Origin of the sequence: Promicromonospora sp. NPDC060271, assembly GCF_042726755.1 — a bacterium.
Classification (GTDB): domain Bacteria; phylum Actinomycetota; class Actinomycetes; order Actinomycetales; family Cellulomonadaceae; genus Promicromonospora.
In genome coordinates this window covers 1-15,809 of the sequence record NZ_JBHXBG010000044.1, presented here as the reverse complement: position 1 = coordinate 15,809, position 15,809 = coordinate 1, and the positions used below count along the sequence as shown (strand labels likewise).

General features: G+C 71.9%; 16 protein-coding genes. 11 read left to right on the top strand and 5 right to left on the bottom strand.

The window, feature by feature from the left end; genetic code table 11:
- Positions 1-172 precede the first annotated feature (172 nt).
- From ACFWE2_RS09330 to ACFWE2_RS09320, 3 genes are read left to right on the top strand one after another with little or no spacing between them, the layout of a single operon-like run.
- Positions 173-925, top strand: a complete 753-nt coding sequence (locus ACFWE2_RS09330; protein WP_377223940.1) for a hypothetical protein — start codon at positions 173-175, stop codon at positions 923-925.
- Positions 922-1,545: a hypothetical protein gene (locus tag ACFWE2_RS09325; protein WP_377223939.1), complete on the top strand. Its 624-nt coding sequence runs from the start codon at positions 922-924 to the stop codon at positions 1,543-1,545. Before ACFWE2_RS09330 ends, ACFWE2_RS09325 begins: the two co-directional genes overlap by 4 nt.
- The gene (locus ACFWE2_RS09320; RefSeq protein ID WP_377223938.1) at positions 1,542-2,267 is read left to right on the top strand and encodes a hypothetical protein; all 726 of its coding nucleotides are present in this window, start codon (positions 1,542-1,544) and stop codon (positions 2,265-2,267) included. The genes ACFWE2_RS09325 and ACFWE2_RS09320 overlap by 4 nt, the downstream gene beginning before the upstream one ends.
- Here ACFWE2_RS09320 and ACFWE2_RS09315 read toward each other — a convergent pair.
- Together ACFWE2_RS09315 and ACFWE2_RS09310 are read right to left on the bottom strand one after the other, a co-directional pair.
- Positions 2,209-3,570: a hypothetical protein gene (locus tag ACFWE2_RS09315; protein WP_377223937.1), complete on the bottom strand. Its 1,362-nt coding sequence runs from the start codon at positions 3,568-3,570 to the stop codon at positions 2,209-2,211. The genes ACFWE2_RS09320 and ACFWE2_RS09315 overlap by 59 nt on opposite strands.
- An 82-nt stretch (positions 3,571-3,652) precedes the next feature.
- A complete protein-coding gene (locus tag ACFWE2_RS09310; protein WP_377223936.1) occupies positions 3,653-6,364 on the bottom strand; it encodes a UvrD-helicase domain-containing protein in 2,712 nt (903 codons plus the stop codon).
- 178 nt (positions 6,365-6,542) lie between these two features.
- Between ACFWE2_RS09310 and ACFWE2_RS09305 the strand changes: the two genes are divergently transcribed.
- From ACFWE2_RS09305 to ACFWE2_RS09295, 3 genes are read left to right on the top strand one after another with little or no spacing between them, the layout of a single operon-like run.
- Complete coding sequence (locus ACFWE2_RS09305; RefSeq protein ID WP_377223935.1) at positions 6,543-7,751, top strand: macrolide family glycosyltransferase; 1,209 nt, start codon at positions 6,543-6,545, stop codon at positions 7,749-7,751.
- A 2-nt stretch (positions 7,752-7,753) separates the two neighbouring features.
- Complete coding sequence (locus tag ACFWE2_RS09300) at positions 7,754-8,251, top strand: hypothetical protein (protein WP_377223934.1); 498 nt, start codon at positions 7,754-7,756, stop codon at positions 8,249-8,251.
- Positions 8,248-9,189 carry a hypothetical protein gene (locus ACFWE2_RS09295; RefSeq protein ID WP_377223933.1) on the top strand — a complete coding sequence of 314 codons (942 nt, stop codon included), beginning with the start codon at positions 8,248-8,250 and terminating at the stop codon, positions 9,187-9,189. The genes ACFWE2_RS09300 and ACFWE2_RS09295 overlap by 4 nt, the downstream gene beginning before the upstream one ends.
- 31 nt (positions 9,190-9,220) lie before the next feature.
- On the opposite strand, the gene ACFWE2_RS09290 is transcribed toward ACFWE2_RS09295, so the two are convergent.
- Positions 9,221-10,021, bottom strand: coding sequence for a class I SAM-dependent DNA methyltransferase (locus tag ACFWE2_RS09290; protein WP_377223932.1), 801 nt, complete (start codon positions 10,019-10,021; stop codon positions 9,221-9,223).
- A 39-nt stretch (positions 10,022-10,060) separates the two neighbouring features.
- Positions 10,061-10,510 carry an adenylyltransferase/cytidyltransferase family protein gene (locus ACFWE2_RS09285; protein ID WP_377223931.1) on the bottom strand — a complete coding sequence of 150 codons (450 nt, stop codon included), beginning with the start codon at positions 10,508-10,510 and terminating at the stop codon, positions 10,061-10,063.
- A gap of 231 nt (positions 10,511-10,741) precedes the next feature.
- Between ACFWE2_RS09285 and ACFWE2_RS09280 the strand changes: the two genes are divergently transcribed.
- The 4 genes from ACFWE2_RS09280 (at position 10,742) to ACFWE2_RS09265 (ending at position 14,909) form a co-directional block, all read left to right on the top strand.
- Positions 10,742-11,362, top strand: coding sequence for a low molecular weight phosphatase family protein (locus tag ACFWE2_RS09280; RefSeq protein ID WP_377223930.1), 621 nt, complete (start codon positions 10,742-10,744; stop codon positions 11,360-11,362).
- A gap of 69 nt (positions 11,363-11,431) precedes the next feature.
- Positions 11,432-13,114, top strand: a complete 1,683-nt coding sequence (locus tag ACFWE2_RS09275; RefSeq protein WP_377223929.1) for a polysaccharide biosynthesis tyrosine autokinase — start codon at positions 11,432-11,434, stop codon at positions 13,112-13,114.
- A complete protein-coding gene (locus ACFWE2_RS09270; RefSeq protein WP_377223928.1) occupies positions 13,098-14,240 on the top strand; it encodes a glycosyltransferase family 4 protein in 1,143 nt (380 codons plus the stop codon). The genes ACFWE2_RS09275 and ACFWE2_RS09270 overlap by 17 nt, the downstream gene beginning before the upstream one ends.
- 21 nt (positions 14,241-14,261) lie before the next feature.
- Positions 14,262-14,909, top strand: coding sequence for a LysE family translocator (locus tag ACFWE2_RS09265; RefSeq protein ID WP_377223927.1), 648 nt, complete (start codon positions 14,262-14,264; stop codon positions 14,907-14,909).
- Here ACFWE2_RS09265 and ACFWE2_RS09260 read toward each other — a convergent pair.
- Complete coding sequence (locus ACFWE2_RS09260; RefSeq protein WP_377223926.1) at positions 14,906-15,316, bottom strand: nuclear transport factor 2 family protein; 411 nt, start codon at positions 15,314-15,316, stop codon at positions 14,906-14,908. The two genes, ACFWE2_RS09265 and ACFWE2_RS09260, sit on opposite strands and share 4 nt — an antisense overlap.
- 92 nt (positions 15,317-15,408) lie before the next feature.
- Between ACFWE2_RS09260 and ACFWE2_RS09255 the strand changes: the two genes are divergently transcribed.
- Positions 15,409-15,774 carry a winged helix-turn-helix transcriptional regulator gene (locus ACFWE2_RS09255; RefSeq protein ID WP_377223925.1) on the top strand — a complete coding sequence of 122 codons (366 nt, stop codon included), beginning with the start codon at positions 15,409-15,411 and terminating at the stop codon, positions 15,772-15,774.
- Positions 15,775-15,809 lie beyond the last annotated feature (35 nt).

Genomic DNA, 15,809 nt, shown 5'->3' with positions numbered 1-15,809 from the left:
GGGTGCGGCCCCGCGTCCACCCGGCGAACACGCCCACCCAGCGATCGTGCCCGGAGATCACGTGGTTTCCGGGCACGGTCGTCGGTGGGCGTGGCCGTCCCTCGAAGCAGCACGCCCCCTCCGGTGGACTTTTGCCCAGCTGGTCCGCGACGCGCCGCTACGATCGTGCGCCATGAAGCATGCTCGCAATGGCGGACCCGACGTGTTGTTCCGGGTCGGCCGGCGCCTGATCGCGGCCGTCGCCGACGACATGTCGACGGTGCAGCGCGTCGCGGCCGGCGTGGTCGCCGCCCTCGTCGGCATCTCCCCGTTCGGGGCGTGGAACGAGGTGGAGGCCAAGGCCGACCCGATCGTGGCCGGGACGCCGGTCGAGGTGGGGCCGTTCGAGATCACGATCGTCAAGGCCGCCACCGCCGACGAGCTCTCCTACCTCGTGCCGGCGGAGGGCAACCATCTGCTCGCCGTCGTCGCTGACGTCACCAACACCGGTGAGGTGCCGGAGTACACCAGCACGTTCGCCCAGGCGATCCCTGCACCCAAGGATGCGGGGATCATCCCTCAGGTTCCGATCGAGGACCTGGGGGCCGAACCGTCGGCGGCGCCGTCCGCGAGCGCCGCCCCCGAGGAGTCCCGGGAACCCGAGGAGCCCGAGCTCCCCACCGCGACCGTGTTCAACGTCGAGGACGGGACGGAGTTCAAGTTCCTCAACCCCGACGTCACCTACCGGGTGGCGCTGGTCTGGGAGCAGAGCGGCGAGTACGCGGAGAAGACGGTGCCGCTGGAGATGGTGGAGCTGGAGTGGGTCGAGGACGACCCGCAGGGCCTCGACGACGGGCACTGGTTCCCGAACGAGGTCATCCTCCAGGGGCAGGTCCCGCTGAACGCCGGCAAGTCCGCTGCCGACGCCGAGGCGGCGCAGCAGTGAGGCACGGGCGGCGGCAGATCACGTGGAAGGGCACGGCGCTCGTCGTCGGCGCGGTCGCGGCGGGATGCACGCTGGTGACGTACGTGCCGCAGGACAAGTTCGTGGTGGAGATGCCGTTCGTGGTCGAGGGCGCGGTCGGCGAGACGCTCGACCTCACGTACGCGGAGCTCACGGTGACCGACGTCCGGATCGCCGACACGGTGACCAGCTTCTCCGAGGCGGCTGTCGCGGGGGGCACGTTCGTGGTGGTGGACGCGACCTGGCGGGCGACACAGGGCGCGACCATCTTCACCGGGGCCGAGATCACCGACTCGGAGGGCCGCCTGTTCTGGCCCTCCGACCAGGCCGAGTGCACGAGCACGGTCAACGCCCAGCCGGGCTATTCGTGGCGCGCGACCTACTGCTTCGACGTCCCGAAGGCGGCGCTGGCCGGGGCGACGGTGCGGCTCGCGCGCGGCGACCAGAAAGAGGAGCACGCGGGTCAGCGGCGCGACGCCGTCGCCGTGATCGACCTCGGCATCTCTCGCGAGGAGGCGGACGAGCTGTGGGAGGCGTCCGAGACCGTGACGACCGAGGCGCCGGGGTACCCCGCTGCGACCACAGAAGGTAGCGAGGGATGACGACTCTGGTGACCCCGGCGGCCGACCCTGGCCCTGGCATGCCGCAGGGAGCCGCGCCGAGCCTGCGTCCCGGTATGCTGCCCGGGATGATCCCGCCCGGTGTCCCCCCGGTGCCCGTGCGGCGGCGCAAGGGCTGGTGGCAGCGCAACGCCATCTGGCTGGTGCTGCTGCCGGTGGCGATTGCGACGGCTGCCGGGGCGTCGTCGTTCCGGGTGTGGGCGTTCTGGTGGCCCACCGGCCTGCATCTCGAGGTGGACCGGGCAGCGGCTGGCGAGACCGCGCACCTGGTGGACGAGTACCTGGACATGGGGTTCGACGTCCCGGAGAGGGCGAACACCACCGTGCGGCGCGAGGTCGCGGCCACCGTCACGGGCGTCGAGCAGGTGGACGAGCTTCCCCCGCCCGCCTTCGGCGACCCCCTCCCGATCCCCGAGGGTTCCGTCGCGTACGAGGTGCGGATGCACTTCGCGGCCGAGCTGCAGACCGACCTCACCGGGTGTCAGATCATCCTCGTCGCCGCGGACGGCACGCGGTACGGGGAGTCGTCGACGGACGTCCTGGGCAGCTCCAACCGCTGTTCGCCTCCGGATGCCGAGAGCTTCATCAGCGAGCAGCCGGAGTGGGACGTCACGTCCTACGTGCTCGCGGACGCGGACGCCGAGCTCAGGCAGGTGCGGCTGGCGTTCGGGGGCCCCGAGTACGTGACGATCGGGCTGCCGTAGCCGCCTCCTCCTCTTCCTCGCGGATCACCAGGCCGCGCTCGACCAGCGCCTCGACGGTGGCCGCGATCAGGGCGGCCGCCAGGGCCAGCGAGAGCGCAAGCCCCGCCCCGGCCTCCAGAGGGCTGAAGGCGATCCAGGTGTCGGTCTCGACCGGGCCGGTCACGGCCCGCACGAGCCAGCCGAGGCCGTACGGCACCCGCATGATCACGAGGTAGCCGAGGCAGAACACGAGCATGGGGCCGAGCCCGCCCTCCACGATCATCTTCAGACCGTTCCCCAGGGCGGAGAACCGGGCCCGCAGGTCCTCGGTGAGCGACTCGAGGAGCGAGCGCAGCCCGGCGGGGAGCCACGTCATCCGGTCGAGCCAGCGGTGCTCGGTCGACGGCGGTTCCATCAGCTTGTGCCCGAGCACGACGGCGCCTATCGCGAGCCAGGCCACGGGCGCGACGAGGACGACGTCGAGCGACTCGAAGACCGTCACTATCCCGTCGGAGACGAAGGTCGCGACCTCGTTGCCCGTCTCCCCCACCGTCTCCTGTGCGGCTCCGACGGTGCCGACGGCGGCCGCCACGAGCTGCCGTTCGGTCGCCTCCTGCCAGAGACCGAGCTCGATGGTCTCGATCTGGCCGGCGATCTGACTCGTCCAGTAGATCTCGAGGCATCCGCCGAGCACGGCGATGCCGAGGAACTGCAGCTTGCCCTCCAGCCGGCCGAGCAGCCAGCGCAGCACGAACGCGCAGGCCACGATCAGGATGAGCGTCCAGCCCGACCAGACGCCGAGCCTGGAGGTGAAGTCGATGCCCTGCGCGCTGAACAGGTCGTTGAACAGCTCGTCGGCCGCCGCCTCGTTGATGAACCGGTCCCGGTCGGCGTCCATCAGACCCTCTACCTCGTAGATCACCAGGAACGGGACGATGACCGAGAGAGCGACGTCGATGAGGCGCCGCTCGCGCTTCTCCGACGGCATCATCGGGGCGCTGCGCGTCGGAAGCATCCCGGGGACCTGGCCAGGGGCCCAGCCTGCCTGGCCGGGGGCCGAGCCCGCGTGGCCGTCTGCCGGGACGGGCTCAAGGCTCAGGTGCGGCAGGGACTGGCGGCAGACCCACAGCATCCCGATGACCGGCATCAGGTAGCCGAGCGGGCTCACGATCAGCAGGAGCTGCGCCACGAACGAGTTCCACTGGCTCAGCTCGACGGCACCCCACATGGCGCCGTTCCGCACGGCGACGCCGAACAGGCCGAGCGTCAACAGCGCGGGCCAGTGCGCGACGAACAGCCGGCCGGCGGAGACCAGGATCCTCATGGCGACACATAGTGTCGTAGAGCGGGACGTACACGCCAAGCCGGCTCACGCCTGGCGGCCCGGGCGCACGCCGGGGCGCCGGTCATAGCTTGGTGACCGCGGTGTACTTCAGCGCGATGCGCTTGGTCCCGTTGCTGCCGAAGTCGATCTTGACCACCGCGTTCGCCTCGACGTCCACGACGGTGCCGAGCCCGTACGAGTCGTGCGTGACGCGGTCGCCGATCTCCAGGCTCGGGATGTCCTTCTGGACGTTGATCCCGCCGAACCCGCCCTTCGCGCCCGCCTTCTTCTCGGGGGCGAACGGCTTGCTCTGCCCGCCGCCCGACGACGCCGCGCCGGTACGCGAGGTCCCGGACCGGCCCGCCGACCAGGTGGAGCCCGTACCCGTACCGCGCCCGCCCGAGCCGTAACCGCCCGAGCCGTAACCGCCGCTCCAGCCGCCTCGTCCGTTGCGGATCGCGGCGGTGGACGACTCCCGGCGCCGCCAGTCCCACAGCTCCTCGGGGATCTCCTGCAGGAACCGGCTCTCCGGGAACTCGTTGGCCATGCCGAACGCGGCCCGCACCGAGGACCGCGTGATGTACAGGCGCTCCCGCGCCCGGGTGATGCCCACATAGGCGAGCCGGCGCTCCTCGGCGAGCTCCGAGTCGTCGTGCAGCGAGCGCATGTGCGGGAAGGTGCCGTCCTCCATGCCCGTGAGGAACACGACGGGGAACTCCAGGCCCTTGGCCGTGTGCAGGGTCATGAGGGTGATGACGCCCTGGTCCTTCTTGGGGGCCTCCTCCGCCGCACCGTCCGCCACGTCCTCGTCGGGGATCTGGTCGCTGTCGGCGACCAGCGAGACCCGCTCCAGGAAGTCGGCCAGCGAGCCCTCCGGATCGGTCTGCCCGAAGTCGACGGCCACGGCGTGCAGCTCCGCCAGGTTCTCCACACGGCCCTCGTCCTGCGGGTCCTCGCTCGCGCGCAGCTCCGCGAGGTAGCCGGTGCGGTCGAGCACCGCGCCGAGGACCTCCGCCGGCGGGGCGCCCTGGTCGACCAGGGCGCGCAGCTCCCGCATCATGTCGCGGAAGAGGAGCAGCGGCTTGAGGGACCGGCTGGTCATGCCGGGGATGTCGGAGGCGCGCTCGAGGGCGGCACCGAACGAGATGCGCTCCCGGTCGGCGAACGACGCGACCAACGACTCCGCGCGGTCGCCGAGCCCACGCTTGGGCACGTTGAGGATGCGGCGCAGGTTCACGTCGTCGTCCTCGTTGGCCAGTGCGCGCAGGTAGGCGACGGCGTCCTTGACCTCGCGGCGCTCGTAGAACCGCGTGCCGCCGACCACCTTGTACGGCAGGCCGACGCGGACCAGCACCTCCTCGAGCGCGCGCGACTGCGCGTTGGTGCGGTAGAAGATCGCGACGTCGCCCGGCCGCACGTTCTCCGCGTCGCCCAGCTTGTCGATCTCGTCGGCGACGAACCGGGCCTCCTGGTGCTCGTCGTCCGCGACGTAGCCGACGATCTTGGCCCCCGCACCGGAGTCGGTCCACAGACGCTTGGGCGTGCGGCCCGCATTGCGGGAGATCACCGCGTTGGCGGCACTCAGGATGTTCTGCGTGGAGCGGTAGTTCTGCTCCAGCAGGATCGTGGTGGCGGCGGGGTAGTCCTTCTCGAACTCGAGGATGTTGCGGATCGTGGCGCCACGGAACGCGTAGATGGACTGGTCGGAGTCGCCGACGACGGTGAGCTCGGCCGGGTCCAGCCCGGAGCCGTCGTCGGCGCCGACCCCCGCCAGCTCGCGGACCAGGGTGTACTGCGCGTGGTTCGTGTCCTGGTACTCGTCGACCATGACGTGCCGGAACCGGCGGCGGTAGTGCTCCGCGACGTTCGGGAACGCCTGGAGCAGGTTCACCGTCGTCATGATGATGTCGTCGAAGTCCAGCGCGTTCGCCTGGGCGAGGCGCGCCTGGTACCGCGTGTAGACGTCGGCCAGCACCTGGTCGAACTTGGGCACGGTGGTGTTGCGCTCGTCGGCCGACTGCCCGCCCCACGGCCGCCGGATGCCGCCGGCCGCCGCCGATGCGGCTCCGGCCTGCGCCTCCTGCTCCGCGTGCGCCACGGCCTGCCGCGCGTAGGTCTCGGGGTCGACCAGCTCGTTCTTCAGGTCGCTGATCTTGTTCGACAGCCCGCGCGCCGGGTACTTCTTGGGGTCGAGGTTGAGCTCGCGCGTCACCAGCGTGATGAGGCGCTGGCTGTCGGCGGCGTCGTAGATGCTGAAGCTCGACCGCAGGCCCAGCGTCGTCGCCTCGCGGCGCAGGATCCGCACGCAGGCCGAGTGGAACGTGGAGACCCACATACGGTTCGCGGCGGGGCCCACCAGGCCGGCGACGCGCTCCCGCATCTCGGCCGCCGCCTTGTTGGTGAACGTGATCGCGAGGACCTCCCCCGCCCGCGCCCTGCCGGTGGCCAGCAGGTAGGCGATGCGGTGCGTCAGCACGCGCGTCTTGCCGGAGCCGGCGCCCGCGACGATGAGGAGCTGCCCGCCCTCGTGCACGACGGCGGCCCGCTGCTGCGGGTTGAGGCCGTCCAGCAGCACCTCCGGGTCGAGGTGGGAGTACGCACCCCCGGCGCGCGGCGCCTCGGACTCGTGCGGCAGGCCCGCCAGCCAGTCCGGCTCGCTGGGGAGCGCTGCCTCGCCTGGGTCGCCCGCGCCGTCGTCGTCCCACTGCGGCGCCGTGCTCGGCAGGCGCGACATGGTGCCTGGCGACGCGGGGTCGAGGCCGGGCAGGGAGAGGCTGTCGAAGAGGGAAGTCATCGCCCCTAAGCCTAGGCGGGCTCACCGACACTGCCGACGCCGGCACGGGGACGAGCTGTCACAGATCCGGTACGCACCCGGTCGAGAGGTGGACGGACCTGTTCGCAGGGTCACACCGGAAGGTCACTTCGCAAGGTCACTTCGCAGGGTCACTTCGCAAGGTCACAAGGAGTCGTCGATGAGCACCATCGCGTTCGTCAACATCGGCATGCACGGGTACGTCAACCCGACGCTCCCCGTCGTGGCGGAGCTCGTCCGGCGCGGTCACACGGTGACCTACCACGCCTCCCCCGCGTTCGCGGAGCAGATCGAGGCCACCGGCGCGACGGTCCGGCTCTACGCCGGCGACGACCTGCCCGTGCCCGACCCGCCGATCCCCCTCGCGATGGTGGACGCGCTCGCGCGGACCGCCGTCGGGCTGCTCCCGAGCGTGCTCGCGGACCTCCGTGCCGACCGGCCCGACCTCGTGGTCCACGGCGCCGCCTGTCCATGGGGCGCCGTGGCGGCACGGGAGCTCGGCGTGCCGGCCGCCGCGACGTACACCACCTTCGCGTTCAACCGGCAGGTGCCGAGCCCGTGCCGGATCTCCAGGGAGCTGCTGGCCGCGGCGGCGGCCCATCCCCAGATCGCGGGCAGCTACGTGCGTGCGCGCCGGGCCCTGCGCCGCGGCCACGACACCAGGGGGCTGCCCCTGACCGACCTCATGAACGCGCACGAGCCCCTGAACCTCGTCTTCACCTCCCGGTCGTTCCAGCCCGGCGCCGACGCCTTCGACTCCTCCTACCGGTTCGTCGGCGCGAGCGTCGGCTCCCGGCTGCCCGACCCGGCGTTCGCGGCGGAGAACCTGACGGGTCCGGTGCTGTACGCGTCCCTGGGCACGGTGTTCGACGCCGGTCCGGCGCTGCTGCGCACCTTCGCGACCGCGCTGGCGCCGCTGGGCGGCACGGTGGTCGTGGCCACCGGGCGCACGGATCCGGCCGGGCTGGGCGAGCTGCCCGCCAACGTGCTGGCGCGGCGGTCCGTGCCGCAGCTGCAGGTGCTCGACCAGGCCGCGCTCTTCGTCACGCACGGCGGCATGAACAGCGTCAACGAGGCGATGCAGGCAGGCGTGCCGACGCTCGTCGTCCCGCAGGGCGCCGACCAGCCGCTCGTGGCCCAGCGGGTCGTCGACCTCGGCGCGGGCCTCGCGCTCCGCACCAGGGACGCTACGACCCGGACGGTGCGGGACCTCGCGCGGCGCCTGCTCGACGAGCCGCGCTTCCGCCAGGCGGCAGGCGTCCAGCGCGACGCCCAGCGACAGGCGGGCGGCTACCTGCGTGCTGCCGACGAGCTCGAGCGGTACCTCGAGCGCGTCGGCGGCCGACGCCAACCGGCGACCGGGCGCTGACCATGTCGACGACGCTCGTGGCGCTGCTGGTGCTCGCCGGCCTGTCCGAGAGTGCCGGACGGGTGCTGCCCCTGGTGGCTCGCCGGCCCCGGCTGTCCCGGCGGCTCGTCGCCGGGCTGATGGTGACAGGCACCGTGGTCGAGGGAACGGTGATCGCGCTGTGGCCGGTGGCCGCGTGGACGGTCGCCGACCTCGTCGGGCCGGGCCGGCTGCCCAGCACCTCCGGCCTGGTCTGGACGCCGGCCCTCGTCGCTCCGCTGCTCCTGGCCGCCGTGCTGGCGTTCCCGCTGCTCGGCCCGTTCCTGCACCTGCTGCTCGTCGCCGGGGTCGGGGCGGGGCTGGCCGGCGCGCTCGCCGCGGAGACGGGACTGGGCTGGTGGGTGGCGGCCGGGTGCGTCGCCGCCGCCGGGATCGGGCTCGCCGCGACCGTCGACGTCGTCCGCCGCCTGACCGCCCGGGTCGTCGCGGGGGCGCGCGAACGCGAGGTGGTGGTCGCGTGACCGAGATCCTGCTGCTCGTCGTCCTGGTGGCGCTCGGCCCGGTCCTGCTCGCGGAGGGCCTGCTGGCACGCTACGAGCTCATGGTCTACACCGTCGGCTGGCGCGCGCAGGCGTCCCGGCTGCCGAAGGACGAGCCGTACGCCAGGGGCGCGGACCCCCGCCGTCCGCCCGCCGCGTACCTCGTCTACCTGGACGGCATCGGCAAGCGCCGCTTCAGCGACACGCGCGACGGCGGCAAGCTCGTCCAGGCGGTGATCGCCGGCGCACCGGAGCTGCGCGTGCTCGGCCAGGTCCAGCCCTACTCACCGCTCGCCGACCCGCTCGTGGGCCGACCGGTCTGGGACTGGCTACGCCGACACGTCGGCATCACGTTGTTCCTGCACAACGTCATGCAGATCTTCGTCGCAGCGGACCGCCGGTACCGGCCGCTGTACAACCGCGCGGTAGGCGCCCAGATCGCCGACCAGCTCCGCCTCGCGGGCTACGAGCCGGGCAGCGGCATACCGGTGGTGCTGCTCAGCTACAGCGGTGGCGCCCAGGTGGCGACCGGGGCGGTCGACGGGATCTTCACCGAGCTGCGGGCGCCGATCTGGGTGATCACGCTGGGCGGGTTCCACAACGGCGCCAACGACCTCACGCACGCGGTCCACCTGCACCGCCTCACCAGCTCGAACGACTGGATAGAGGGCGTGAGCACCTGGCTCTTCCCCGAACGCTGGCGACTGTTCCGCCGCAGCGCCTGGAACCGGGCGCACGAGGCGGGCAAGGTCACCGTGCACTCGCTCGACCCAGCAGCACACATCGGGCCGCTCGGCTACATCAGCCCGACGGCGCACCTCGCCGACGGACGGAGCTACCTCGACCGCACCACGGACCTGGTGATCGAGATCGTCCGGCGCGACTGCGCGGCGCACGCGGCACGGAGACCGGCTCCTTGAGGCGGCGACGACGACGGTGCGGCCGTCGCCGTCAGACCTTCTCCCACACGGAGACCTGCTTGGTGCTCTCGTGCTCGAACGGGGCCCGGTCCCAGTCCGCCCACCGGTGCTTGAGCCGTAGGCCCGCGATGCGAGCCATGAGATCCATCTCCGCCGGCCACGCGTACCGGAAGGGGACCACGTGGAACCGGCCGCCGTCCGGGGTCACCGTGACGTGGTTCGACGTGTAGAGCTGCGTCGCGACGTCGTACCGGTCGAAGCCGACGTACCCGCCCCCGTCGTCCGGTGCGACGGTGAACGGCACGGTGTCCTGGCCGGGCGGCATCCGCCGCAGGCCCGGGATGACCACCTCGACGAGGAACAGCCCGCCGGGCCGCAGGTGCGCGGCCGCGTTGCGGAAGACGTCGACCTGCCCGTCCTGGGTGGTGACGTTGTCGATCGTGTTGAAGACCAGGTACACCAGCGAGAACTCGCCGGGCGCCACGGCGCCGTCGAACAGGGTGGAGGTCATGTCGCCGGTCGTGACCTCGATCCGTTCGCCGCCCGGCTTGCCGCCGATCCGGGCGGCCATGGCCTTGCTCAGCTCGATGCCGCTCACGGGGACGCCACGTGCGGCCAGCGGCACCGCGATCCGGCCCGTCCCTATCGCGAGCTCCAGCACCGGGCCGCCGTCGGCCAGGTCTGCCAGCACCTCGACGACCGGGGCTGTCGCCTCGGGGGTGTTCGCGCCCTCCGGCCCGTCGTATTCGGCGGCCACGCTCTCGGGGAACAAGCCGTCGCTCGGGTCGTCGGTGGTCGTCGTGGTCGTGTCGTCGCGCGCCGTCTCGCTCACGGGATCGACGTTATGCCCGACGACGGCGCCCGCACACGCTTATTTCCGGCCCTGCCTCGCGTGGTCCCGGTGCCCGTTCAGCACGTCCAGCGTGCGCCGCAGCGCGGTGCTCGAGGTGTGCACCGTGTACGGGAAGTACATGACCTCCACGCCGACGTCGGCGAACCGGCGCTCCAGCTCGAGCCCCTTGTCGGTGCCCTTCCAGTCGTCGCCCTTGAAGAACACGTCGAACGGGCGGCGGCGCCACGTCTCGATCTTGTCGGGCTGGGTCTCGATGAACACCTCGTCGACGAACGCGATGTGGCGCACGATCTCCGCACGCTCGATGACCGGCACGACAGGGCGGCGCCCCTTGGCGAGCTCCAGCATGTCGTCGTCGACGACACCTGCCACCAGATAGTCACAGCGACCCTTCGCGTGCCGCAGCACGTTCAGGTGGCCTACGTGGAACAGGTCCCAGGCGCCAGGCGCATAACCGACCACAGTCATGCCTGAGAGGCTAGAAGGGCTGTGTTTCCAACGCTGCCCAACACGGACATCTGAGCGGGTGAACGTGCAGTTCACCCCCACGAATGCACACAGACCCACACCGATCGCAGGCGAGCGAGTCGGTCACGGCACCCTGAACGGGTGACCTTCGGGTGAAAGTACGTGGTTCGGCTACTACCGGACATAGGGCCACGGCATGCTGGGCTCCATATGGCTACGACAATCCTTACGGTGTGCACGGGGAACATCTGTCGCTCCCCGGTCCTGGCGCGCCTGCTCACAGCCCGCACCGACGGCACCGTCCAGGTCAGCAGCGCGGGCATCCGGGCGCGCGCCGACGAACCCATCGAGTCCCACATGGCGAGCCTGCTGCAGTCGCGCGGGCTCGACAGCGGCCAGTTCACCGCACGCCAGCTCACGCCGGAGATGATCCGCACCGCCACCGTCATCATCACGATGACGCGCGCCCAGCGCTCCGCGGTGGTGCGGGCCGTCCCTGAGGCCGTCCGGCGGACGTTCACCCTGCTGGAGCTGGCGCACGTGCTGAGCACGTCGCCCGGCCCTCGCTCCGCCACCGACGACGCGACCCGGTGGGCCCGGGTGCCCGAGCTCGTGAGCCTGGAGCGCCTGAACCACTCGGCGTGGAACCGCACGCTCGACATCGAGGACCCCTACGGCCGCGGCGACAAGGCCTTCCGGCGCGTGTTCGACCGGATCTGGTCGGCGACCGACACCGTGTGCGGCGTGCTCGGCACCGGCCGCCAGCCCTGGCTCCTGAGCGCGCCCACCCCGCGCTCCGGCCCGCAGCCGCTCACCCAGCCGCGGCACTCGTCGCACCTCGGCAGGGCCTGACCCGAGCCGACGACCAGCCACGAACCACCGGACGACGTACAAGACATAGAAAGAGACAGGAGGCAGGACGTGGAACTCGCCGAATACGCGAACGTGCTGCGGCGGCGCTGGGCGGTGATCGTCTGCACGGCGCTCGTCGGGGCACTCGCCGCGTTCGGCTATGCCTGGTCCACACCGCCGTCCTACACCGCGACGGCCAAGGTCTACGTGTCGCTGAACACCGGTGAGTCGACGAGCGACCTGCTGCAGGGCTCCACGTACGTGAAGAACCTGATCGAGTCCTACGCCGCGCTGACCGACATGCCCGTCGTGCTCGACCCTGTCGCGGCAGGCCTCGGCCCGGACGTCACCGGCCGTGACCTCGCCGGCGCCGTCTCCGCCGACTCGCCGCTGAACACCTCGATCATCGAGATCAAGGTCGACGACGGCGACCCCGAACGCGCCGCGGTGATCGCCAACGCCGTCGCCAAGCAGCTCTCCCTGACCGTCGTCGACCTGTCGCCGGCCACGCCGACGGGCGAGCAGGCCATCGCGGTGACCACCGTCTCGTCGGCGGAGGTCCCGCGGTACCCGTCCGCGCCCCGGACCCGCCTCCTGGTGGCCGCCGGTGGCGCGGGAGGTCTCGCGATCAGCGTCGCGCTGGTCCTGCTCTGGGCGGTCGTGGACACGCGGATCAGGTCGTCGCAGGACCTCGAGGTCGTGTCGGAGGGCACCGCGCTCCTCGGCTCGATCCCCCTCGTCAAGCGCAAGGCCGCGCGTGTGCCGGCCACCCATGAGCCGCTGAGCACCCGGGCGGAGGCCTACCGCCGCGTCCAGACGAACCTCTCGTTCGTCGACGCGACCACACCCGCGCGGGTCCTCGTCGTGACGTCGAGCGTGCCGGGCGAGGGAAAGTCCACGACGGCGATCAACCTCGCCTCGACCTTCGCCGAGAGCGGCAGCCGCGTGCTGCTGATCGACTGCGACATGCGCCGCCCGTCCGTCGCCACCGTGCTCGGCCTGGAGGACGCCGCCGGACTCACCACCGCCCTGGTCGGCCGGTCCGCCATGACCGACCTGGTCCAGCGGTACGGCCCCGGCCCGCTCGACGTCCTGCCCCTCGGACCCATCCCGCCGAACCCGCACCAGCTCATCGCCTCCGACGCGACGCGGGACCTGATCGCAGCGGCCCGCGCGGCCTACGACGTCGTCATCATCGACGCGCCGCCGCTGCTCCCCGTCTCCGACGCGGCGGTCCTGTCCACCATGGCCGACGGCGTGGTCGTGGTCGTCGGAGCCCGCCGCGTGCGCCGCCAGCAGCTCACCCAGGCGATGCACTCGCTCGCCCGGGTCGAGGCGCGGGTGCTCGGCTTCATCCTGGCGTTCGCACCCCGGTCGGGCCCCGGCGGTTCCTACTACGGCTACAGCACCAACCGGCGCAGGAAGCTGCGGTTCCTCCCGGGCCGGCGCCACCACGACACGCTCGACCTGCCGCCGATCACCGGCACGATCAGCGCCGTGCCCGGAGCCGGCAAGGTGCCGAGCGGCATCCCCGGCCCCGGCATCGCGCCGGTCCTCGGCAAGACCTCCGGTCCGGGCGGCGTCCCGCGTGGCGGCGTCGTCCCTGGCCCCGAGGGCATCCCGGGACCCGACACCATCCACGGGCCCGGCGGTGTCCCCGGCCCCGGCGCACGGCTGACCCCTGGCCCCGCGCCGCGGCCGATCCCCCCTGTCGTCGCCGATCTCGGGACGGCCGATGAGCGAGCCGGGTGACGGCAGGACGCGCGACGTGCGCGTCTACAAGACCCTGCGCACGGCCCACCTCGAACGCGCTCTCGCGCTCACCCCGGCGGACATCCTGTACCAGGAGAGCCGGTACGACTTCGACGAGGACCTGGTGGCGGAGGTACGCCCGCAGCAGGCCGGTGACCTCCGCTCCGCGTGGCTCGTCGCCCGGAACGGGTACGAGATCGTCGAGATCAACGAGCCTGCGGCCATCGACTGCGTGCGCCGGTCCGCCGCGGTCCTCGCCGCGCTGCTCCTGAGCGACCTCGTCCGACGTCGCCGCACCCGGATCGTCGCCTATGCGATAGGCAACGTCGACCCGCGTACCCTCCCGCGGCCCACCGCCTGGTGGCCACGGCTGGGCAGGCGGCTGGACCTGATCCTCGCGCGCTGGATCTGGCTGCGGCTCGACCGGGTCGTGTTCGGCACGGAGACCGCGCGCCAGCTCTACGGCACCGTCTTCGGCATCGCGGGCCGCCGCAGCCTGCGCTGGACCACGATCGAGGCGCTGCCCGCCGTCTGCGACTGCCTGCTCGACGGCGAGAAGACGCCGGGCCGCGTGCTGTTCCTTGGTGACCTCTCGGCCCGCAAGGGGTTCGACTCGGTGCTGGCCGCCTGGGCGACGGTGCGGCACCGCTCGCCGGACGCCGTCCTGACCGTGGTGGGGCGCGGGGCGCTGCTCGACGACGCCTACGCGGCCGCGCGGGCGGACAGCCGGGTGCGAGTCATCGCAGACCCGCCGCGCGACGTCGTGCACGCGGAGCTGCGGAGGGCGTCGGTGGTGGTGCTGCCCTCCCGCCGCCAGGCCGCGTGGCGCGAGCAGGTGGGCCTGCCGATCGTCGAGGGGCTCGCGCACGGCTGCACGGTGGTGACCACCGACGAGACCGGGATAGCGGACTGGCTCCGGCGCAACGGGCACGGTGTCATCCCCGCTGCCTCGGTGGGCGAGCTGCTCGCCTCGGTGATCACCGAGGCAGCGGCGCGGCCGCTCGACGCACGCGCGGTGTGCGCCTCCCTGCCGCGGCAGGACTCCCGGCTCGAGGCCGACTCGTGGATGTTCGCGCGGGAGCTCATCGCCGCGAGCTCGGCCGACAAATCCGGCGACCGCCCATGAACTCGTCGCTACGCTGACCGCATGCCGACCACCGCCCAGCTCCTCGCCTTCATCGCGGCGTCCGTAGTCTTCATCGCGCTGCCCGGACCCAGCGTCCTCTTCGCGATCGGTCGCGCCCTGACGGTCGGCCGCCGCGACGCGCTCCTGTCGGTGAGCGGTAACGCGCTGGGCCTGCTGGTCCAGGTGGCGTTCGTCGCGGTCGGGCTGGGCGCGCTCGTCGAGGCGTCCGCCGTCGCCTACACGGTGCTCAAGCTGGTGGGCGCCGGCTACGTGATCTACCTGGGTATCCAGGCGATCCGCCACCGCGCCGACGCCCGCCTCGCCCTTGCCTCGCCCGACACGACCCGCGCCGCGAGCCCGTGGCGCGCGGTCTGGGCCGGGTTCGTCGTCGGCTCGACCAACCCGAAGACCATCGTCTTCTTCGCGGCGTTCCTCCCGCAGTTCATGAACGACGCCGCTCCGGCGACCCCTCAGCTCTTGCTCCTCGGGCTGCTGTTCGGCGCCCTGGCGCTCTGCCAGGACTCGATCCTCGCCCTGGTCGCGAGCCAGGCCCGCACGTGGTTCTCCCGCAACCCCAGGCGGCTCGACCACCTGAGCGTCACCGGCGGCGTCGCCATGGTCGGCCTCGGCACCGGCCTCGCGCTCGAGGGAACGGTCGTCAAGGCCTAGGGCGCCTCAGGGCTGCCCCAGAAGGCGTCCTCCGCCTCCTGGTCGGCCGAGAACAGCCACATCTCCACGATCTTGTCGCCCTCGACGCGGAGCACGTCGACGCCCGACATCGACATCGCCGCGTCCTCACGCTTGCCGGAGAAGTGGACCGGGATCGCGGCCAGCGCGCCGTTGATCATCGGCTCGCCGGTGAACCGCAGCTCGAAGGTCCCCTCGGACGTTGCCGCCATCCCGCCGAGCAGCGCGCCGACGGCCGCCCCGCCGTCGTGCGCACCGGAGAAGCGGTTGCGGCCCGGCTGGTGCCAGACGATGTCGGCGCCGAAGAGCGCGGTTCCCGTCGCGATGTCCCCGACGGACATGGCCTCGTAGTACTGCTGGGCGATCGCGGCGGTGCTGGACTCGGTCATCAGACTCTCCCTTGTGTGTGGTTCCGGCTTCCCGCCTATAGTCACTATTCGAAACCAGTCACTACAACGTAACCATCGGAGCACTGTGACCTATGTCATACGAACCTGACTGGAACGTGCTCACGGTGACGTGCCCATCGCGCACGTCGCTGGCGCGGATCGCCAACAAGTGGACGGCGATGATCGTGATCATGCTGTCCCGCGGCCCGGCCCGCTTCGGGGACCTGAAGAGCGCGGTCGAGGGCATCAGCGGAAAGGTCCTCACCGAGACGCTGCGTGACCTGGAACGCGACGGGCTGGTCAGCCGGCAGGCGTTCGCCGAGGTTCCGCCCCGGGTGGAGTACGAGCTCACCGACCTGGGGCGCACGCTGCAGGAGCCGCTGAGCGCGCTCGGGCAGTGGGCCGAGGCCCACATCGCCGAGGTGCTGGTCGCGCGCGAACGCTACGACCAGACTTAGGACATGTTTCGAAATGGTGCCTGCGGACCTGACTC